At 36.4% G+C, this 19,433-nt stretch carries 22 protein-coding genes; 12 read left to right on the top strand and 10 right to left on the bottom strand.

The window, feature by feature from the left end; translation table 11 throughout:
* The 6 genes from AC1W31_RS13865 to AC1W31_RS13840 all read right to left on the bottom strand — a co-directional run.
* Positions 1 to 3,029, bottom strand: a 3,029-nt coding sequence (locus AC1W31_RS13865; RefSeq protein ID WP_481735060.1) for a beta strand repeat-containing protein, incomplete at its 3' end; no start/stop codon positions are given.
* A gap of 16 nt (positions 3,030 to 3,045) precedes the next feature.
* Positions 3,046 to 4,149: an ABC transporter substrate-binding protein gene (locus tag AC1W31_RS13860; protein ID WP_481735059.1), complete on the bottom strand. Its 1,104-nt coding sequence runs from the start codon at positions 4,147 to 4,149 to the stop codon at positions 3,046 to 3,048.
* 88 nt (positions 4,150 to 4,237) lie between these two features.
* The gene (locus AC1W31_RS13855; protein ID WP_481735058.1) at positions 4,238 to 4,768 is read right to left on the bottom strand and encodes a phage tail protein; all 531 of its coding nucleotides are present in this window, start codon (positions 4,766 to 4,768) and stop codon (positions 4,238 to 4,240) included.
* Between the two features lie 12 nt (positions 4,769 to 4,780).
* Positions 4,781 to 5,194 (bottom strand): dioxygenase family protein, encoded by a 414-nt coding sequence (locus AC1W31_RS13850; protein ID WP_481735057.1) that lies wholly within the window; start codon positions 5,192 to 5,194, stop codon positions 4,781 to 4,783.
* 396 nt (positions 5,195 to 5,590) lie between these two features.
* Positions 5,591 to 5,992 (bottom strand): hypothetical protein, encoded by a 402-nt coding sequence (locus tag AC1W31_RS13845; protein ID WP_481735056.1) that lies wholly within the window; start codon positions 5,990 to 5,992, stop codon positions 5,591 to 5,593.
* A gap of 8 nt (positions 5,993 to 6,000) precedes the next feature.
* On the bottom strand, positions 6,001 to 6,501 hold the full coding sequence (locus AC1W31_RS13840; protein ID WP_481735055.1) for a hypothetical protein: 501 nt from the start codon (positions 6,499 to 6,501) through the stop codon (positions 6,001 to 6,003).
* Between the two features lie 217 nt (positions 6,502 to 6,718).
* Between AC1W31_RS13840 and AC1W31_RS13835 the strand changes: the two genes are divergently transcribed.
* Together AC1W31_RS13835 and AC1W31_RS13830 are read left to right on the top strand one after the other, a co-directional pair.
* A complete protein-coding gene (locus AC1W31_RS13835; RefSeq protein WP_481735054.1) occupies positions 6,719 to 7,435 on the top strand; it encodes an aspartyl/asparaginyl beta-hydroxylase domain-containing protein in 717 nt (238 codons plus the stop codon).
* Positions 7,436 to 7,495: 60 nt separating this feature from the next.
* Entirely contained in the window at positions 7,496 to 9,361 is a 1,866-nt protein-coding gene (locus AC1W31_RS13830) for a phytanoyl-CoA dioxygenase family protein (RefSeq protein WP_481735053.1), read from the top strand.
* A 7-nt stretch (positions 9,362 to 9,368) separates the two neighbouring features.
* Here AC1W31_RS13830 and cysC read toward each other — a convergent pair whose 3' ends face one another.
* The 3 genes from cysC to AC1W31_RS13815 form a co-directional block, all read right to left on the bottom strand.
* On the bottom strand, positions 9,369 to 9,887 hold the full coding sequence (gene cysC, locus AC1W31_RS13825) for an adenylyl-sulfate kinase (protein ID WP_481735052.1): 519 nt from the start codon (positions 9,885 to 9,887) through the stop codon (positions 9,369 to 9,371).
* Positions 9,888 to 10,093: 206 nt separating this feature from the next.
* Entirely contained in the window at positions 10,094 to 11,038 is a 945-nt protein-coding gene (locus AC1W31_RS13820) for a 3-oxoacyl-ACP synthase III family protein (protein WP_481735051.1), read from the bottom strand.
* A 245-nt stretch (positions 11,039 to 11,283) separates the two neighbouring features.
* Positions 11,284 to 12,531 carry a DEAD/DEAH box helicase gene (locus AC1W31_RS13815; RefSeq protein WP_481735050.1) on the bottom strand — a complete coding sequence of 416 codons (1,248 nt, stop codon included), beginning with the start codon at positions 12,529 to 12,531 and terminating at the stop codon, positions 11,284 to 11,286.
* A gap of 464 nt (positions 12,532 to 12,995) precedes the next feature.
* Here AC1W31_RS13815 and AC1W31_RS13810 point away from each other — a divergent pair, with 464 nt between their 5' ends.
* The 10 genes from AC1W31_RS13810 (at position 12,996) to AC1W31_RS13765 (ending at position 19,123) form a co-directional block, all read left to right on the top strand.
* Positions 12,996 to 13,280, top strand: a complete 285-nt coding sequence (locus tag AC1W31_RS13810; RefSeq protein ID WP_481735049.1) for a hypothetical protein — start codon at positions 12,996 to 12,998, stop codon at positions 13,278 to 13,280.
* Between the two features lie 220 nt (positions 13,281 to 13,500).
* A complete protein-coding gene (locus AC1W31_RS13805; RefSeq protein ID WP_481735048.1) occupies positions 13,501 to 13,866 on the top strand; it encodes a pyridoxamine 5'-phosphate oxidase family protein in 366 nt (121 codons plus the stop codon).
* 18 nt (positions 13,867 to 13,884) lie between these two features.
* The gene (locus AC1W31_RS13800; RefSeq protein WP_481735047.1) at positions 13,885 to 14,058 is read left to right on the top strand and encodes a hypothetical protein; all 174 of its coding nucleotides are present in this window, start codon (positions 13,885 to 13,887) and stop codon (positions 14,056 to 14,058) included.
* A gap of 344 nt (positions 14,059 to 14,402) precedes the next feature.
* Complete coding sequence (locus AC1W31_RS13795) at positions 14,403 to 15,125, top strand: ferritin-like domain-containing protein (RefSeq protein ID WP_481735046.1); 723 nt, start codon at positions 14,403 to 14,405, stop codon at positions 15,123 to 15,125.
* Positions 15,126 to 15,259: 134 nt separating this feature from the next.
* On the top strand, positions 15,260 to 16,054 hold the full coding sequence (locus tag AC1W31_RS13790; RefSeq protein ID WP_481735045.1) for a ferritin-like domain-containing protein: 795 nt from the start codon (positions 15,260 to 15,262) through the stop codon (positions 16,052 to 16,054).
* 191 nt (positions 16,055 to 16,245) lie between these two features.
* Complete coding sequence (locus AC1W31_RS13785) at positions 16,246 to 17,124, top strand: universal stress protein (protein ID WP_481735044.1); 879 nt, start codon at positions 16,246 to 16,248, stop codon at positions 17,122 to 17,124.
* Between the two features lie 77 nt (positions 17,125 to 17,201).
* Positions 17,202 to 17,390 carry a hypothetical protein gene (locus tag AC1W31_RS13780; RefSeq protein ID WP_481735043.1) on the top strand — a complete coding sequence of 63 codons (189 nt, stop codon included), beginning with the start codon at positions 17,202 to 17,204 and terminating at the stop codon, positions 17,388 to 17,390.
* A 100-nt stretch (positions 17,391 to 17,490) separates the two neighbouring features.
* Positions 17,491 to 18,120 (top strand): porin family protein, encoded by a 630-nt coding sequence (locus tag AC1W31_RS13775; protein WP_481735042.1) that lies wholly within the window; start codon positions 17,491 to 17,493, stop codon positions 18,118 to 18,120.
* 172 nt (positions 18,121 to 18,292) lie between these two features.
* A complete protein-coding gene (locus tag AC1W31_RS13770; RefSeq protein WP_481735041.1) occupies positions 18,293 to 18,448 on the top strand; it encodes a lmo0937 family membrane protein in 156 nt (51 codons plus the stop codon).
* 126 nt (positions 18,449 to 18,574) lie between these two features.
* Positions 18,575 to 19,123 (top strand): DUF1003 domain-containing protein, encoded by a 549-nt coding sequence (locus AC1W31_RS13765; protein WP_481735040.1) that lies wholly within the window; start codon positions 18,575 to 18,577, stop codon positions 19,121 to 19,123.
* Positions 19,124 to 19,239: 116 nt separating this feature from the next.
* Here the strand turns inward: AC1W31_RS13765 and AC1W31_RS13760 are convergent, their stop codons facing one another.
* Positions 19,240 to 19,431, bottom strand: a complete 192-nt coding sequence (locus AC1W31_RS13760) for a hypothetical protein (RefSeq protein ID WP_481735039.1) — start codon at positions 19,429 to 19,431, stop codon at positions 19,240 to 19,242.
* Positions 19,432 to 19,433: the final 2 nt, after the last annotated feature.

Genomic DNA, 19,433 nt, shown 5'->3' with positions numbered 1-19,433 from the left:
GGTACATTGGTCAAAGTCAAAGTAGCTGAGGTTGCACCGCTATAAATACCGCCGTTGGCTATATTACTAAAACCAGCCCCTGAATTTACCTGCCACTGATATGTTAGTCCACTACCTGTTGCGGTAACTGAAACCGAGGTATTTGAACCCGCACAAAAAGCTGCTGGATTTGATGGATTTGTAGTAATACTGGCTGGACACAAATTCAAAGCGGCAAAAGGAATTACCGACAAACCTTGCGTAGTTTGTGCAATCAAATAATTACCTGTAATTTGAATATTGGCTAAGTTAATGGGTATTGACCTTTCACTTGTAGCAAATTTGTATTCAGTTCTATTGGGTAAACTACTGCCAAAACCACTGACGACAACCGCATTTGGAAAAACTGAATTCGGATTAGCAGCTGTGGGTATTGCCCCATTTATCGTATAAAACAACGAATGAATAGCGGTGATACCATTGGTTGGGTCGCCATCAGTATCGGTATAAGCGTAGAAATCTTCACCATTGCTCGAAATAGCAAAATCTCCTGAAATAAAGGCAAAAGTACCACAATTAGATCCCGCCGAGCAAGTAACTGTAAAAGCATTGGTCAATTGTCCTGTTTCAACCACATACACCACTTGTCCTTTGGCTAAACCTCCTGTAGGAACGGTATATTTCGTTACCGACTCAATGGCACTAAAATTTAAGGTCGTATTATTATAGGGAGAATCCGTAAAGTAAATCTCCGTGCCAGCCGTTAAATTTTGATTAGCTGCAAAACTAATTCCGTCGGGGTCTGGATTCGTTCCATGATTAACTCCTACAATCACCACCAAAGGATTTACATTTATAATATCATCATTTGTTATTGTTCCAGTGGCAACACTGGGGTTGCCTGCATCATAGCCCGTACCTACATCAACTGACAAAACAACGGTTTCATTAGGCTCAAGCGTTGCATCTGCCACAGGCGTAATCGTTACACTTGCAGTATTGCTCCCACTCGGAATCACAACTGAACCTGTGCTTGCTGTAAAACTCGTTGCTCCTGTTTGCGTGTAATCCGTAGTGAAAGTTGCTGTGCCACTTAGGCCAAAATTAATGGTCATATTGCTGGCAGCAGTTTGTGATAGGGTAAAGGTATAAACCATACCTGTACCACTATTCTCTAAAACCGAACTCGGACTTGCCGTAACCGTTACTAACGGATTAGGCACACCACTCGTTACAATAATATTGGTAAAACGTACCGTTGAAGGAGCCGTAGCCGTTGATTGAGCATGAAGCCAGTTGGAAACATTGGTCAATAATGTTCGGGTAACGGTTACTTGTCTTTCCGTTGGAAATTTATATTCAGTACGTCCTGGATTGGTATTGGGAAAATTATCAACCACTACTGCACTTGGGTAAATAGTAGAAGGATTTGAAATGGCAGGAATGGCTCCACCATTAACAGAGCCAACTAAATCACCTGTATGCAAGGCTGAATAAATTTCGGTAACGCCATCTGTTGGGTTGTCGTTATTATCAGTGTAAGCGTATAAAGTAATACCACTCGTAGGAATTGTAAATCCTGCATCTATGTTTGTAGCAGTTCCACAACTACTTCCATCTGAACAAGTTACCGTAAACACATCCGCCGAGGTTTCCATTACGGTGTAAACATCACCTCTGTTCACTCCCACACTTGCCGTCCATTTAACTGTACCCGTAAAAGTATTGCCAAAAGCAATCGTATTTTTATCATAAATTCTTCTGGTAAAATGTACTACCGTTCCAGAAGTAATATCCTCTAATGCCACAAATGAAAAACCATCTTGATGCGTTGGATTTACCCCAGCATCGGCTTGATTAATACCCACTAATGCCACTTTTGGCAAAGATGTTCCTGTATCATCATTCGTAATAGTACCCGTTGCCGAACTTGGGCTACCTATATCATAGCCAGTGCCGCTTGTAATTGTCAGGGTCACGGTTTCGTCAGGTTCAAGAGTTGCATCGCCCGTAGGATTTACTATTACCGTAGCGGTGTTGCTACCACTTGAAATGACAACCGAACCAGAAATTGTAGCATAGTCTGTGCCATTGGTGGCTGTTCCACCAATGGTATAATTTACTGTAATATTACTGGCAGCATTTGCAGAAAGCGTGAAGGTGTAAGTCAAATTGGTAGCTCCGTTTTCAGTAACAGAACTGGGCGAAACCGCCACTCCCACCGTAGGGTTTGTATTGACTAAGTTAAGATTTGCAAAAGCCGTGGTGGACAATGAAGTACCACCTGATACGAGTTTATTATAGTTAGAGGGGTCTTCTAAATTCAGTTTTGAAACTGCTCCACCTCTCAAAGTCGGTTTGAACTCATTAATTGTCTGAACGGCAACAGGAACTGAAGAAAAAAGCCCCTGTGTAATAATTGCGTTAGGAAAAAAAGCGTTAGGAGCAACGGTGGGATTCATATTTGTAGGAAGATTTCCTACAAACTGAGTACCAATCCCTGAATCATAGTAACCCTCGTACATAACAGAGTGAATGGTGGTAATACCGTTGATTGGATTATCATCAGTATCGCTATATGCCCAAACACCTACTACTATATCACCAATTGTAAAATTTGAGGCAGCACCATTATAAACAAGAAAACTGGCTGTACCACAAGAACCCGAACTGCAAGTGGTGGCAAGCGTATTGCTGGTCTGGTTCGTTTCTTGAATATAAACGACTACTCCTTTGGCAATGCCGCCAACAGGCACAGTATATTTGGCAATAAATTTAATACCATCATCCGAGGCACTTAATGACCTGAATCTGGAATTAGGAGCGTCATAAAGTCCATTGGTAAAATAGAAAACAGTACCAGCAACAAGGTTTTCAGTAGCTACAAAGCTAATACCGTCATAATCACCTCCATTTAGAGTGGGACTCGAATGGTCAATGCCAATGACCGCAACCTTTTGAGCCAAGAGGGTATTTCCACTAAACATAAGGCCCAAGAAAAACAGGCAAATTTTAAGGGAATTCAGTATTTTTTTTGTAAAATTTTTCATGATTTTGTTAATTTTATTAGGTACATAAATATGGGTTGAACCAACCCCCAGTAACTAACTCTTGGCGTAAAGAGTCTATTTTATCATTTGATTTATTTTCAATCCTTTTATATTCTGTTTGGTTTTCTTTGGTTTCAATCAAAGTAAAACCGTCAACCTGTAATTCGTTATAAGTATTGAGGTTCAATTTTCCACGTGGCGTTTCATATACCACCTCCTTCAAATTCTGAGCAATGGGATTTTTAAACTCAGGGTCAATTTTCATCGATTCCTGTATCGTAAGCCCTGTTTCGTAGCCCAACAAGGCTATTTCATTCGGCACTTTTTTGTATTTAGTTTTATAGCTTTCAATAAAACTGTGTACGGTTTCTACGTAAAAAGGACTAATCGTCAAAAGATGATTTTTAGGCGAATTATCCTTCATAAAAGTATTGGTCATCAATGGGTTATAAACAAAACAATGTTCGTTGATAATCCCTGATTCTACCATTTTTTGACAGGCTATTTCACCTTCTTTATAGCTAAAAAGATTCAGCACTGCATCGGGTGATGTACTGCGTATATCATTAATCATTCGTTCAAAATTATATGTTTTATAGTCTGCCCCCACTACATGATTATGCACGATATTCCCACCATTTTGCATTACGCCGTTAAAAAAAGCATAGAATAATTGATAACCTGCTTCATAAAAAGAAGCCGTTGTTGATACATTTTTTCCAATATTTTCAACCGCATAATTCCCTGCATGGTACATCGCCTCCCACATATTGAGGGTTTGGTGAATAAGGTAATCGTTTTTCAAATGAGGGTCATAGATATTCGCCCCCATGTCGGTATGAATAAATGATTTTTGGTAAGCCCCAAACAAGCCACTCAGTTTTTGGAGGTGATTTATTCCGCAAAATCCTACCGCCACATCAACCTCTTCTTGAATAATCATTTTCTCAGCCACCCTCAGAATACTGTCATTTGTACCAGTGCCGATTCCTTCAAAAAGTATGGTAGGTATTGGCAAATCATTTGTTGAAAAAGACCATTTAAGTCCATTCAAAAAATCACTTGCCAATACGGTATAATATTCTGAAATCGGTAATAATACGCCAATCCTTGGGTTCATATTTTTTAGCTTTTAGTAATGAGCTTTGAGCATTGAGTGTCAGCAAGATTTTATATTTTACTCAAAACTCATCGCTCACTGCTAAAATTTAGTTCCTCGAAGGAAAAATACCTTCCATCGCAATACAGTAATTGATTCCCAAATAAGGATTCATGATACTAATTGGCTGACTACCCCCAGCTATATCTGTTGTACCACCAATAGCTTTGGTAGAACCATTTGAGGCTTCACCATAAATTTTTGTTGCTCCAGTATTCGCTAAAAAACCAGCAGGAACACCACCATCAGCAGGTGTGTTTGCCACTAATATAGTTGCCGCACCCAAGGTATGATTATGTTGAGGCATATTCGTAGCAAGAATAGTGATTGACTGACTACCAGCCATTTCACCTTGCACAACAGGTGACAATCCTGGTCCATTACCCATGCCAATCAGGGTTCTACCTCTGAGGTCTGGAATACCAAAGGTGGTTTGCCCATTGCCACCATACGTAGTCCCCAAGAGGGAAAACAAGGCAGTGTTTTGAGCAATAGACATTGTTTGTCCATTGCAAAATGCCCATCCACGTGGGTTAAAATTGAATCCGAATGCGGCTATCATGCCTAAGAAAACGTCCATAATTAATTGTGATTAAGAATTGAGATAAATATTAAATTGAATAATTGAATTTTCGTAATTGGTTTTGGGTAATTCCAAGCGATGCCTTTCTGGAGTATTGCTAAAATGTGCGCAATCAACAAAAGCCTTATCATCTGTACCAAAATAAAGTTTTGTTAAAATTTCTGATCCATTTTGGTCTTTGATTTTGAAATGAATCCTCCTCATTTTGGCATATCCTTCCTCAAAATGCTTCTCAGGAAAATCAGTATTGAAACCATAATTTCCTTCCGAGTCTGTCATCAATTTCCCTTCATATTCAAAACTTAAAGGATTGCTTGCTGAGTTATTATGCCAAATTTCAATCGTGGCATTTTTGGCAGGACTCAAATCTTCATATCGAATCTTTCCATTTACTTTTACGGTTTTCTGAGCGTTCTTTTTCAAACACAATACATTTTTACTAATAGATTGATTAGCCTTAGCGTGAGTAATCAAAGGGTAAAAACTAAGTCCTAAACCGAAAAGAACAGAGTTTTTGCAAAAATTTCTACGACTGTTTGACATTGTATGATGATGGTTTTGTTTTAATAATGTGTTATCGTAAACACCTTACCCTCAACAATATATCAATATTCATAGCTTTGCATCTTAGCAAAATTAGAAATGATTATTTGTTGGTGTAAGGGTAAAAATACCTGTTTTATGATTTTTAATTTCTATCCATAAAAATATCCCTCTACCTACTTTAAAAGGGTATTGCAAGTCCCACTTTGATGGGAAAAGGGCGGATGTTTTTGTGTTGTAGTTCTCTTCCTAAGAATTAGTCAGCAAGCCACATTCTCAATGAATTACTATGCTACCTGGGTCTGACAAAAGAATGGTCGTTGCTAAGTCTGTTCTAATTGCTGGACTACCCATTTGCGGATTACGCATCGGCTGACTGTCAACATGCCATCGGTAGGTCATACCTTCGGAATATTTACTAAAAACTATGGTATAAATGTGTTTGGGTAGGGTAGCAATCTGAAAAAGCGGACTTGTTTCTAATGCTTGAAGGATTATTGTTTGTAATTGGGGGAAGGTTTGAGTATTGTCTTTATCAATTTGAAGTTTATTTTTTAAAGATTTTGCTGCCAATGAGGCAGTTCTTGCCTCATCAACAAACAGACTACTTTCAAGGAGAGCGTCAATCTGTGTTAATTTTTCAAGAGTTAATAATTGAGGTAAATGTATCAAACTCATAGTTTAAACTACGTTCTCACCCAAGTAAGCATTTTTGGATAAGACTTCGTATTGTTTTGTTGTGTTTTAGTAACTCTATCGGTCATGCCGTACCATTCCAAAATGGGAACACCGAAGTATCGACCGTGATTAAAATTCCCTATAATATTCTCGCTATTACCTTTGTAACCGTTTGGATGAAAGACAATTGTGAGGTCAATTCCAATTTCCAAACAAGCGGCATACGTCCAAGCAATTACTGCCATTTCAGTAGCTTCTGCATCATTTTGACCTTCCAAAGATCCCGTTAAGTTGCTTCGTTCTTCGGGAAGCATCAAAGCAACATGCCCAGCTTCGTGTAGGGTATCGCCGATGTATTTTAATTGATTTTTATCAATAAATAGTGTCCCATTTTCAATCAGTAATCCAGGCAAAAAAGTTTGCTCAGAAATCTGACGATAGCCGATAGGAATGCCTATACTCTGAATAAAATCGGTAATCTTCTGGAAGATCGCTCCATTAAAATCCATTATAAAAACAAGAAAAAATAATTAATAAATTGTTGAGCAAGAATCTGAAAATAATAAATTTGTAACCTACTTTTGAAGTACTTTCAATAAGCCGTATTTTTAAGAATAACAAGAAGGGTAATCCGTAATTGTATGAGATGAATAACAAGAAGTGAAACAATATTAAAGAATATTTACCGAATAATAAACAAAATTGTTGTGAAATTAGGTTTTTTGTATGTCTATAATAATAAACAAGCTAATGAATGATTATAAATTACCTCAAAAATATGATATTGAAAGATTAAAAACTGATCTCAATCTATGCCAAAATGTAGATTGGTTGCTTCATTTCAACCAAAATGACTTCACGGGACATTGGTCAAGTTTTGCATTACGCTCCATTTCTGGAAGTGAATTAGACATTTTAGCCACGGCAAATGCTACTTTCCATGACACCCCAACCCTCAATAAATGTTTATATTTCAAGGAAATAGTAAATTGTTTTATGTGTGAAAAAGAGGCGGTAAGGCTCCTGTCACTTTCGCCCAACAGCTATATCAAAGAACATACAGATTCAGCCGCAGGTTACGAAGATGGATTTTTCAGAATCCATATTCCAATCCAAACCAATGATAAAGTGATTTTCACGGTCAATAAAAAAGCCTTGCCCATGCGTGAGGGTGAATGTTGGTATGCGAATTTCAATCGACCACATTTTGTGTCGAATGAAGGCCAAACTGACAGAATTCATTTAGTAATTGATTGCCTAAGAAATGATTGGTCAGACCAATTGTTTGCAATTTTTGGATATGATTTTGAGGAGGAAAAAAAGAGTAAATATGACCAACAAACCAAGTTGATGATGATTGAGCAGTTATCGTTAATGAAAACCGAGACGGCTAATCATATGATAAAACAGTTGCAGGAGGAATTGGGGATAATTAGAAATTAAGTACATTAGGTGTATGATGATATTTATTCATTCTATCATTGGATTCCAACATATCAAAATATGAACTCCCATCCACTAAAGAACTGGATTCCATTCCGATTAGATTTTCTCGATAAAGAGCTGCATTGTCGGTGGCTATACGTTGCTAACAAAAAATTCACTGAACCCTTCTTTCACGAAACCACAGGGCAATGCCGAGTTTTTGAAGAAAATCAAAAAAACTTTCATGCTGTCTCGACATTGGATGGGATTATTGATTTTTCTGAAAATATAGCCTCATTAGCTCCAACGGCATTCATTTTTCATATTTCTCGTTGTGGTTCAACACTTTTAGCTCAATTGCTTTCTCTGGACGAACAAAATATTGTCCTTGCCGAACCGCCCATTTTTGATGAAGTTTTACGAGAAATTTTCTTCAAAAAACCCAATGTTTCAGAAGAAAAAATAGACGAATCCTTAAAAGCTGTCGTGAAATTTTTAGGACAAAAAAGAACGGGTGAAGAACAAAATTTCTTCATCAAATTAGACAGTTGGCATATTTTTTATTACGAAAAATTAAGGAAATTATACCCCGAAACGCCCTTCATTTTCTCACTCAGACGACCCGATGAAGTCATCCGTTCACAGGTGCAGGAGAGCGGTATGCACGCTGCCCCAGGTGTGATTCAGCCAGCAATTTTTGGGTTTACTTTGGAAGAAATATTAAAGGTAGAACGTCCAGTTTACGTAGCAAAAGTCTTAGAAAAATACTTTGAACGATATTTAGCAATTATCGAAAAAGATAACAATGTCCTATTCATCAATTATGCCGAAGGAATCCTGACAAGTTTAGACAAAATTGAGCAATTTTTGAAGCTAAAAATTGAGCCGTCCATCAAGCAAAAAATGGTTGAGAGAACTCAATTTCATAGCAAAAGACCAAACACCGTTTTTGAAGAAAAACCATTGGAAGATGAACTGCCTGATTATCAAAAGAAGGTGTTTGAGATGTATAAAAAATTAACAAAAAAAATGATAAATTCATCCATTTTAAATACTTTCAGAGAGCATATTTTAGCTAATAAAACCGTTAAGCAAAAAGATTGGAATGCCTTTCAAAATGCCGTTTTTGAGCATGGAATTGGCATGGAAGAAACGCTACATTTTCTCTATTTTAATCAACCCGACACGCCCGATTTTGAAGATTGGATTGATCAAAATAAGCGAGTCTATCAAAACGAAAATATTGAACATTTCCCAGATGTGCTGAGTCAAGAAGATTTGGGATTTTGGAATAAAAATGGCTATATTGTTGTTAAAAACGCTATTTCGAGAGAAGATTGTGAACAAACACAAAATGCAATTTTAAATTATTTGGAGGCTTCATTAGATAATCCAGCTTCTTGGTACAAACATCACGAAGCAAAAGAAGGCTTGATGGTGCTGTTTACAAAACACCCAACTTTGGAAAAAAATAGAGCTTCTCTGAAAATTCAAAAAGCCTATCAACAGCTATACGGAATGGATAAAATTTATCGGGTCATTGACAAAGTGAGTTTCAATCCTCCAGAAAATGATTCGTATAAATTTAGAGGAAGTTCTTTGCATTGGGACGTGAGTTTACGCTTCCCAATTCCATTCAAATTACAAGGTTTACTGTATCTGACTGATGTAAAACAAGACAGTGGAGCGTTTCATTGCGTGCCAGGGTTTCATCATGAAATAAAAAATTGGCTAAAAAAAATACCTCAAAATGCGAATCCAAGAGACATGGCAATTCAAGAATTAAAGCCTATTCCTGTGCTTGGAAATGCGGGAGATTTTGTGATTTGGCATCAAGCTTTGCCACATTGTGCCACGCCAAACACTAGTAATTTGCCCAGAATGGTTCAGTATTTGACGTATTTACCTGTTGAAAATGGTGACGATACGGGCGAATGGATTTGAGATTTTGTTAATTTTTCAGAATAAAATCAAGAATTTTTTCCAAAGAATCTTCAAGGGTCTCTTCAGAAGTATCAATTACTAAATCAGGATTTTTGGGAATTTCAAAAGTGTCATTCACACCCGTGAGATTATGAATTTTATCGGGATGAGTTTCGGGTAAAAAAGCTCTTTGGTAAAGTCCTTTGGTGTCTCTTTTTCGGAGGGTTTCCACATCGCATCTTACATAAATGAGTTTAGCGTTGTAGCGTTCTTTTAACTCATTTCGGGCAATGTTATAAGGATTTATTGCCGCAATAATCGTGATAATTTCGTTGCGAGACAAGATATTAGCCACAAAACCAAGCCTTTTAATATGCTCAATTCTATCTTCCATCGAAAAACCCAAATCCGCACAAAGCGTCTTTCTGAATTCATCTCCATCAATAATTTCGACTTTGAGATCCATGGCTAAAAGTTTGTCTTTTAGTAAATTAGCAATCGAAGATTTGCCCGCACCCGAAAGCCCAGTCATTTGGAAGAGTGGCATATTTGATGTGTTTTACCGTGTTAATTTTTGGCAAATAACAAAAAAGCGAGGTGCATTTTACAAGATGGCTTATTTAGCTCTTAAAAAAACTCAACTGATTTAAGTTTTTTCTATAAAAAAGTAGAATAAAATGAATAGATATTTTAAGTCAAAAGGCATTACATAATAATTTATGTAATGCCTTTTAATCAATTATTTACTTCAAATTAAATTTCCAAAAGCATTGCTCCATAAGAATATCCACCGCCAAAAACGGTAACAATTATCTTATCGCCCTTTACGAATTTTTGCTTATTTTCATCCAGCACTATCGCACATCCTGCACATCCTGTATTGCCTAAATACTGAATATTTGAAAGCATTACATCTTCTGAAACGCCCAAAGTACCAGCCACATTTTTTGAGATTCTAAGATTAGCTTGATGTGGAGCAATGTATTTTATATCGTTGATTGTTAGATTATTACGTTCCAAAACTTGCAAACTTGCCTTTGGCATGTACATACAAGCATTGATAAAAACATCTTTTCCATAAGGCATAATAATTCCTTTTTCGAGTGGTTTCAACGTTACACTTTCCGAGGCTTTCCCTACGTTAGCAGCACCAGCGGTAAGTACATCTTTAATTTCCCAGTCAGCTTCAGAAATTCTTGTTTTTGAAATTGATAATGCCACCGCACCGTCTCCCCAAAGATGGCCCGCTTTAGTATCATCTTCGTTGTTATAAGCGGTGTTATGTTCAGAAGCCACAATCAGTGCTTTTGTTGCCTTATTAGTGGCAAAATAACCTTCCACAATTTCAACGGCATTCAACAAAGATGAGCAGGCCGAAGATATCGTTACTACTGGAATTTCGCTAATATTGATGTGACGTTGAACGGCATGGGCAAGCGTAAAAATACAATCGTAAGGCGTATAGGTAGCCCCGATGATAAGGTCAAATTCAGAAAGATCGAAAGGGAGAATTTTTGTTAAATTATCCACCGCCTCGATTGCCATTGTATGCGTATTTTCTTGACTTGTGGCTTTGCGACGTTCACGAATTCCAGTCCTTTCAGTAATCCATTCATCGGTTAATCCATTCAATTCTTCAAAATAGGCATTCGTTATTATTTGCTCGGGCAAATAGCTGGCAATAGCATTTATAAACATTCGTTTTTAGTTCTAAGTTTTTATTTTTAGTGAAAGAATTGTTGAGTTTATATCCATTCCTAAAAATGACTACAAAGAAAATCAATGTTTAAAGAGAGAACAAACATTTCACGGAAAGAAACAAGTTTTACTTGATATATTTATATAAAATTTTGTACTATTTTCATATTTTTTGTATAAATCTTATAAATGTCAGAAGTAGAAGTAAATTGTTACGGATACAAACCTAAATTGTTATAATTCATTTATTTCCGTTTAAACCAAACCTTCTTTCCTTTATTCGCCTCATTTGGTTTAGAAGCTCCTCGGTTTTGTTGTTGCTGAGGTGGTTTCGACAATTCCACAACCGGCTGGGTACTCATCGGATAATCGTGATTTTCGATAACAGGAATCTTCTTACCAATCAATTTTTGAATATCTTTCAAATACGGAATTTCCTCGGTTTCACAGAATGAGAAAGCCGTTCCATTGGCTCCTGCACGACCTGTACGCCCGATTCTGTGTACGTAAGTTTCGGGAATATTCGGCATTTCAAAGTTGATAACGTAAGCCAAATCGTCCACATCAATACCTCTGGCGGCAATATCCGTTGCTACTAAAACACGAGTAGTTTTTGCCTTAAAGTTCTCCAGAGCCCGCTGACGAGCATTCTGAGCCTTGTTTCCGTGAATGGCTTCGGCTTTGATATTACTTTTCAAAAGCGTTTTTACAACTTTATCCGCTCCGTGTTTTGTACGAGTAAAAACTAAAGCCGTTTCAATCGTTTTATCCGCCAAAATATCCAATAACAAGGCATTTTTATTGTTTTTATCGACAAAATAAAGCGCTTGTTTTATGGTATCTGCCGTAGATGAAACGGGTGTAACTTCTACTTTTTGTGGCTTGTAAAGAATATTGTCTGATAATTTCTGAATTTCAGGAGGCATCGTAGCCGAGAAAAACAAAGACTGACGACGTTCGGGAAGAATGGCAAGAACCTTTTTGATGTCATGGACAAAACCCATATCCAACATACGGTCGGCTTCGTCCAAAACGAATAATTGAATGTCTTTCAGAGAGATAAATCGTTGGTTAATTAAGTCCAATAATCTACCAGGGGTTGCCACTAAAATATCGACCCCATTTTGTAGGGCATCGGTTTGTTTTCCTTGTTTTACACCTCCAAAAATAACCGTGTGCGTTAGTCCAGTATATTTACCATACGACTCAAAACTATCATCTATTTGTATCGCTAATTCTCTGGTAGGCGTGATGATGAGGGCTTTTATGGAACGCTTACCTTTATTAAAAGTATGATTTTTATGTAATAATTGAAGAATTGGAATGGCAAAAGCCGCCGTTTTTCCCGTACCCGTCTGAGCCACGCCCAAAAGGTCTATTCCCTGCAAGATAATTGGTATTGCCTGCGCTTGAATAGGCGTAGGCGTGGTATAACCCTCCGCCGTCAAGGCTTTTTGGATGGGTTCAATAAGGTTTAATGATTCGAATGACATATTGTAAGGATTATCACAATTGTAGGGGCGTATCGCATACGTCTCGCTGGCAGATATTTTGGGCGTATTCGATACGCCCCTACCATATAATTGTTGTACAGCTACAAATTTACGGAATTAATAAGGGAAAAACGATTTTGTGGGGTTTTGAGGCTAATCGGCTCAAAAAGGGGTGTTTTTGAGCTGATTAGAGAAAAAATTGGCTTATTGGGTACTTTAGAAATAAAATAGTCTATTAAATTTTAGGGTTTGAGAGACTGTTTTTGTATAATTTTACCTTTGTAGTATTTTTCTTTTACAATTCGGACGGTAGCTTGTTAGAGAAAAATACGACAAAGGTGAAAAATTTATCAAACGGTATGCTAATAAAACTTAACTAAATAATAACCCCAAAAATTAGCCATTCAAAAATCAAACACCTAAATTTCGTTTCTAACAAGTCTAAAACCCATGAAACGATTTTATTGCTTATTTCTATTTGTACTTTTTTAATTTTTACGCACGCTCAATGGCGTATTTATGCTCCTGCCGAAAACCGTTATTGTGTCTTCAATCCTGCGGGTGAAACCATCATTCCTAACGGTCGAATTATTAAACCTTTGGGTAAAACGTACCGCATTGCGCCGCACCCTTATGGAATGGCAATGAGCCTCGATGGTAAAACCAAAATTGCCGCAAATTCTGGCACTAATCCTTTCTCTATCAGTATTTTACAGGATATCTTTACGGGTAAACCGAAGATTACCTGAAGCATAACTTACCATAATTTTTATTTGCGTATATATATCACCGTTAAAAAAATACGAACCCAAAACAATTGAAAACATGAGCAATACAAACAATTTAAAAGCACATGAAGGTGTCGAAAAATTAAAGGATTTGGTGGATGATATAAGGATTTGTCTTTTCTCTACAAACCTAACACTGATGATGGCTCTACTTGTCGCCCCATGAGCGGTCAGGAAGTAGATGACGAAGGAAATGGGTGGTTTTTTTAGTGGAATTGATAGTGATAAAAATAAGGAAATAAAACAAGATAAGCACGTTCAATTACGCTTTTCTGACCCGAGTAAAAGCAGTTATTTGGTAATAAATGGAGAGGCAGAAATTGTTTTCGACCGTGATAAAATCGAAGAATACTGGAATCCGCTCGTTAAAAATTGGTTTAAGGCAGGAAAAGATGACCCCAATATTTCATTAATAAAAGTTGCTGTGCATAACTCTTATTACTGGGACGTAGATGGCAATAGAATGATTAATTTCTTGAAGATGACTGCATCGTTGGCTACTGGAAGTAATTTAGTATCGGCTGAAGAACGCAAGATTAACTTATAAATCTTACCGACAGAACCTATGAAAAATTCGAAAAATAATAAAGAAACGCCCAAGAAAGACACGAAAAAGAATTCTTTGGTAGATAATATTAATGCTAAGAAAAAAGCAGGAACTTCTAATCCCAAAAGTAAATCGACGGTTTCGGATGAAAATTATCATGACATGAAAACCAATTGGGAAGAGAACCGATAATGACAATTTTGGAAGTCTGGCTTTTGTTTGACCTTAGAAAACTAACGTCGGATAAAGGCCAGTTTTTTTATACTTATTGAAAAAGATTGAATAAAAATTTACTTTCACCAATCCAACCTAAATCTTTTCTCGTAAGTTAGTCACAAGCGTTTCAGTCGAGAAATGTCGAATTAAAAAATCCTTCAGAATTAAAGAGTTTTGAGGTTTTATAAAATGACTACACGCATTTATGATTATAATTTCTTTGTTTTTTTGAAAACTTAGGATTTTATCACTATGCCAAAATTTTAATTTCTAAACTTTTATATTTAAGTACAATTCATCATTTAAACTATTTTTTTACAATGGAGAAATCACAAATTGATCTATCGGTAGTGGAACGCACCGCCGAAGTAATGCAGTCTTCGGGTAGTCGCCGAAATTTTTTACGCACCGCAGGTTTGACTACTGCTGCAGGGGTTGCTATTTTTGCCGTAGGATGTAAAAAAGACACTGAGGTAGTTGCACCAGCCACAGGAACAGTAGATTTAGGTTCGGGCGATGTGGGTATTTTAAATTATGCATATGCCCTTGAACAATTGGAAGCCGCTTTTTATATTCAAGTGCTTACGACTCCTTACACTGGAATGTCAGCGGCTGAAACAGCAGTTTTAACAGACATTAGAGACCATGAAATCATTCACAGAGACTTCTTCAAAGCTGCTTTGGGAGCTAATGCTATCGGTGGTTTAACACCTGATTTTTCTCAAATTGACTTCACAAGTCGTGATAAAGTGTTGGGAGCGGCTAAACTTTTTGAAGATACAGGAGTCGCTGCTTATAATGGAGCGGGGAAATTGATTAAAGATGCTGGTTATTTGCTTTTAGCAGGCAAGATTGTTTCGGTTGAAGCTCGTCACGCAGCAGCAATTGCTGATTTGATGAAACCTTTAACAGCCTTTTTTGCAGGAGATGATATCATTGATGGAAATGGTTTGGATGCTGCAAAAATGCCTTCTGTAATTTTAGCGGCCGTACAGCCTTATATAAAGACGAAAATTAGCGGTGCAAATCTGCCAACGGCTTAGTAACAAAAGCATTTTATTTAATCAATTTTAAAGCAAATAAGAAAGACCTACGTAAACCTTAAAACAGCTCATTAGACTATGTTTTTATGTTCGCTATATATTTGCAAAATCATCAACATTAAAATTAAGAAATCATGAATATTTTCAATATATTATCAGATATAGAAAAAATCGATGGCGAAGTTTTTGAAAGACTCGACCATGTTTCACGCCGTGGAATGTTTAGTACACTCGGTAAAAAAGTATCAGCCGTTGCCGTTCCAACTTTGGTGGCGGGTATGCTCAATAAAGCCTACGCTACAACACCAGGCGCTTTGGATGTATTAAAATTTGCGTTGACACTCGAATACCTTGAAGATGAGTTTTACAAAAAAGCACTTTCAACATCGGGTTTAATTCCAGATTCGGATAAAGCAATTTTTGCGCAAATCAGTAAACACGAAACGCAACACGTTGCCTTTTTAGTAGGTGCTTTGGGAACAAATGTTATCTCAAAGCCAGTGTTTGACTTCACGGCAAAAGGTGCATTCCCAGATGTTTTCAGTAATTATAAAACCTTTGCGATTGTGTCGCACGCTTTGGAAGATACAGGCGTTCGTGCTTACAAAGGACAAGCTGGCAATTTGATTGCAACGGAAGATAAACCCTTACTTCAATATGCTTTACAAATTCACTCAGTGGAGGCACGTCACGCTTCGGTTGTGCGTCGTTTATTGAACACCAGAGGTTTTGTGGTGGGAGCAAAAGGGTGGATAACCTTAGCACAAGGCAGTCCAACAGCAGTGTATGCAGGGGATGATAACTTGACGCAAGGGGGTGTAAATTTAACAGGATTGGCAGGTAAATCAAACGAAGCCATTAGTGAAGCATTTGACGAACCTTTGACAAAAGAGGCGGTTTTAGCGATTGCAAGCCCATTTATTGTTTAAAATACATACACAATCAAAAGCCGATTCTTATGCCAAGAGTCGGCTTTTTTTGTGGTTTATCTACAACTCATGATATAATTTGGATCATTGATATTTAATTTCATAATTCCACTGTGACTATGATTTTCTAATCAACTGGCATAGTATTTTTGTATTTAATTATCAATCAATGTTTCCTTTAATATAAAACTATGAAAACGATCCTTTTCCCCACTGATTTTAGTGAAAATGCCTTTCAAGCTTCTGAATATGCAGGAATGTTAGCAGAAAAATTTGACGCAAATATTGTCATCATGAATTGTTATTCTGTACCCATTATGACGGATATAAATGAATATCAAATTTCTGCCAATGTTGAAGAGTATGCTATACAAAGCAAAAAAGTATCGGAAGAAAACATGGCTAATTTCAAACAGAAATTCATGGAAAATACGAATTTAACGGAGGAACGAATTTCATATAAAATCATATACGGCTTTGTGGCAGATTCGATTTTGGAAACGACCAAAAATATTAATGCCGATATGATTGTGATGGGAACAAAAGGAGCGTCTAATGTTTTGGATAAATGGATTGGCACAACCGCCCAAACCATTATGAAACAAGCGGAATGTCCTGTGTGGGTGATTCCGCACAATGCAAAAATCAATTATCCACAGAAATTTTTATATGCCGCTGATTTATTAGAAGATGAAATTTTAGCTACCCAAAAATTGATGGAATTTGTTAAACCATTGGAGGCAAATTGTAAAATAATTCACATTGATGATACTTTTGAATTGAAAGTAGGAGAACAAGTTGCCACCAGCATTGGTGAACTGAAAGAAGAATTCAAAAATGATGATAACGTTTTCGTTAGAAATATCCGTCGAGATGATGTAGTAGAAGGCATCGAAGCTTATATCCAATCTTACAAACCAGATGTGTTGGCTTTGGCAGTTCACGAAAAATTATTTTTTGAGAAAATTTTTGCGCAGAGTGTTACCAATCATTTTGTTTTTGGGTCTAATATTCCCTTATTACTTTTTCAAAAAACAAGTATAAGTCCCTCAGAAGTGGGAATAATATAAGTTATTTAAAATATTATGTAACACTTCACAATCCAATAATTAAGAACTTTGTTGAGTAATTATTTAACGGAAAGGATATGGAAAAATCAGGTGAAGCAACATCAAATTGGGCAGAAATTAAAGAAAAATTGATGCAACAATTTAGTACTTTGACGGAAGAGGATTTGATGGCTGACGGCGGAACGCAAGACGAAATTTTCAATAAACTCGAAGCCAAATTAGGAATGCCAAAAGAGGAAATTTATGCCATGATTAATCAAATATAAATCTATTGACAAGAATTTATAATCATCTAACATTCTAAAATAAATTACCTCTAAATCTTATTGAAATTTATTTAAACTAAACTTATTAAATCAACACAGAATGAAAAAGTTATTGTTATTAACCGCAATTATTGGCTTTGCGATAAGCAATAGTTATGCACAAAAAACTCGTGACGAACTTAGCTTTGGCCTAAAAATAGGCACAAATTATTCAAATGTTTACGATTCTCAAGGCGAGCAATTTACAGCCGATGGGAAATACGGATTAGCAGCGGGCGCATTTTTATCTTTACCCTTAGGAAAAGTGATTGGCATTCAACCTGAAGTTATTTATTCAGAAAAGGGTTTTAAAGCATCTGGGTCATTTTTAGGTAGTAATTATAGTGCCACACGCACGACTACTTTTATTGATGTGCCAATTTTGTTAGCTATTAAACCGGTTAGTTTTTTAACGGTTTTGGCTGGACCTCAATATTCATTTCTGGTTAAGCAAAATAATAATTTTACGACTTCGCTAACAATGGTTGATCAACAAAAGGTATTCGACAATGATAATATTAGAAAGAATGTTTTGGGTTTGACGGGTGGTGTGGATATCAATTTAAGTAGTTTTGTGATTAGTGCGAGAGCAGGATGGGACGTGCAAAACAATAACGGAGATGGCACATCAACCACTCCACGTTATAAAAATGCTTGGTATCAGGCTACAATAGGAATAAGACTTTTTTAATTCCTTAATTGAGGAAAACAATATTTTAATAGTGGTTAGGTGTTGACAAGAATCCGCCATTTTTGGTGGCGGATTTTCTTTCTCAAATACATCACTAAGAAATTATATTTCATATATAATCATTGATTTTAAAGTCTTATTACCAACTAACTTTTTCAAAAAAACTAAAATCATGGGAAATTTACTTTATATCATCGCAGTTATCCTTATCATATTCTGGGCAATTGGTTTCATCGGTTATAGTGCTGGCGGAATCATTCATATTCTTTTAGTTATCGCCCTGATTGCGGTTATTCTAAGAATTATTGAAGGCAGAAGACCCTTATAATTTATCGTTATTCCGTAGCAAAAGCATTGTCTAAAAAATAGATAGTGCTTTTTGCTGTTTTAAAGATTTTCGGTTGATTAACCATAAAATTTAGTGACATTGCATAGAAAACTTATAAAATCTAAAATGGATAAAGATATAAAAAACTTATTGCAGTCGGAGGCTGACCAAGTTAAAAAACTCAGGTCAATCGTTGAAGCTACTATTGAAGATGAAAAATTAATTATTGAAAATCTCCAAAATCCCCCCAAAGATTTACTGACTCGTGGGCAAGCGATTTCGGATAAAGTAGCACGTTTCGGAGGAAGTTGGGCCTTTATTATCACATTTTTTATCATTCTTATTATCTGGATAATTTATAATACAAATGCTCCAAAACAAGGAGAGTTTGATCCGTACCCTTTTATTTTGATGAATTTGATTCTATCCTGCATAGCCGCTTTGCAAGCACCAATCATTATGATGAGCCAAAATAGACAAGAGGAAAAAGACCGCAAAAGAAGTGAAAATGACTATCTAATAAATCTAAAAGCTGAATTGGAAGTGAGAGGTTTGCACCAAAAAGTAGATTTATTATTGGAAGAACAAATAAAAACATTATTTGAAAGTCAAGCGAAACAGTTGGTAATTTTGAAAGCGATTCAACAGAAACTGGACGAAAAAACTGTAAAATAATATCAAAAATGTATTTAATTATCTAACAATCAAATACCTAAAAGATTTAATACAAAGTAGCACGTATAAAGTCGGTGCTACTTTGTACTAAAAAGGCAATGATGCTTTATTCTACCTCACTTTCTCGAATCCTTAGCCACGTAGATGATTCTTCCAATTAATCCAAAACAGGCAATTCCACCGAATATGATGATGATAAGTGTTTTCTCATTAATGCCCATCGAAAATAAAGTCAAAATTCCCCAGATTAATATGACAGCGACCATAATTCCTGCAATTCCTAAAAGTATATAAGCAATATTTTTCATGT

It is taken from the genome of Arcicella sp., from assembly GCF_964672035.1.
The sequence above is the reverse complement of the archived record's forward strand: the minus strand, read 5'-3'. Positions and strand labels throughout refer to the sequence as shown.

What these genes read in the sequence shown, in the direction of transcription:
- AC1W31_RS13860 (WP_481735059.1), bottom strand. Translation starts at nt 4,149, where the DNA reads ATGAACCCAAGGATTGGCGTATTATTACCGATTTCAGAATATTATACC.
- AC1W31_RS13855 (WP_481735058.1), bottom strand. Translation starts at nt 4,768, where the DNA reads ATGGACGTTTTCTTAGGCATGATAGCCGCATTCGGATTCAATTTTAAC.
- AC1W31_RS13845 (WP_481735056.1), bottom strand. Translation starts at nt 5,992, where the DNA reads ATGAGTTTGATACATTTACCTCAATTATTAACTCTTGAAAAATTAACA.
- AC1W31_RS13840 (WP_481735055.1), bottom strand. Translation starts at nt 6,501, where the DNA reads ATGGATTTTAATGGAGCGATCTTCCAGAAGATTACCGATTTTATTCAG.
- AC1W31_RS13835 (WP_481735054.1), top strand. Translation starts at nt 6,719, where the DNA reads ATGTCTATAATAATAAACAAGCTAATGAATGATTATAAATTACCTCAA.
- AC1W31_RS13830 (WP_481735053.1), top strand. Translation starts at nt 7,496, where the DNA reads ATGAACTCCCATCCACTAAAGAACTGGATTCCATTCCGATTAGATTTT.
- cysC (WP_481735052.1), bottom strand. Translation starts at nt 9,887, where the DNA reads ATGCCACTCTTCCAAATGACTGGGCTTTCGGGTGCGGGCAAATCTTCG.
- AC1W31_RS13820 (WP_481735051.1), bottom strand. Translation starts at nt 11,038, where the DNA reads ATGTTTATAAATGCTATTGCCAGCTATTTGCCCGAGCAAATAATAACG.
- AC1W31_RS13815 (WP_481735050.1), bottom strand. Translation starts at nt 12,531, where the DNA reads ATGTCATTCGAATCATTAAACCTTATTGAACCCATCCAAAAAGCCTTG.
- AC1W31_RS13805 (WP_481735048.1), top strand. Translation starts at nt 13,501, where the DNA reads ATGACGAAGGAAATGGGTGGTTTTTTTAGTGGAATTGATAGTGATAAA.
- AC1W31_RS13800 (WP_481735047.1), top strand. Translation starts at nt 13,885, where the DNA reads ATGAAAAATTCGAAAAATAATAAAGAAACGCCCAAGAAAGACACGAAA.
- AC1W31_RS13795 (WP_481735046.1), top strand. Translation starts at nt 14,403, where the DNA reads ATGGAGAAATCACAAATTGATCTATCGGTAGTGGAACGCACCGCCGAA.
- AC1W31_RS13790 (WP_481735045.1), top strand. Translation starts at nt 15,260, where the DNA reads ATGAATATTTTCAATATATTATCAGATATAGAAAAAATCGATGGCGAA.
- AC1W31_RS13785 (WP_481735044.1), top strand. Translation starts at nt 16,246, where the DNA reads ATGAAAACGATCCTTTTCCCCACTGATTTTAGTGAAAATGCCTTTCAA.
- AC1W31_RS13780 (WP_481735043.1), top strand. Translation starts at nt 17,202, where the DNA reads ATGGAAAAATCAGGTGAAGCAACATCAAATTGGGCAGAAATTAAAGAA.
- AC1W31_RS13775 (WP_481735042.1), top strand. Translation starts at nt 17,491, where the DNA reads ATGAAAAAGTTATTGTTATTAACCGCAATTATTGGCTTTGCGATAAGC.
- AC1W31_RS13770 (WP_481735041.1), top strand. Translation starts at nt 18,293, where the DNA reads ATGGGAAATTTACTTTATATCATCGCAGTTATCCTTATCATATTCTGG.
- AC1W31_RS13765 (WP_481735040.1), top strand. Translation starts at nt 18,575, where the DNA reads ATGGATAAAGATATAAAAAACTTATTGCAGTCGGAGGCTGACCAAGTT.
- AC1W31_RS13760 (WP_481735039.1), bottom strand. Translation starts at nt 19,431, where the DNA reads ATGAAAAATATTGCTTATATACTTTTAGGAATTGCAGGAATTATGGTC.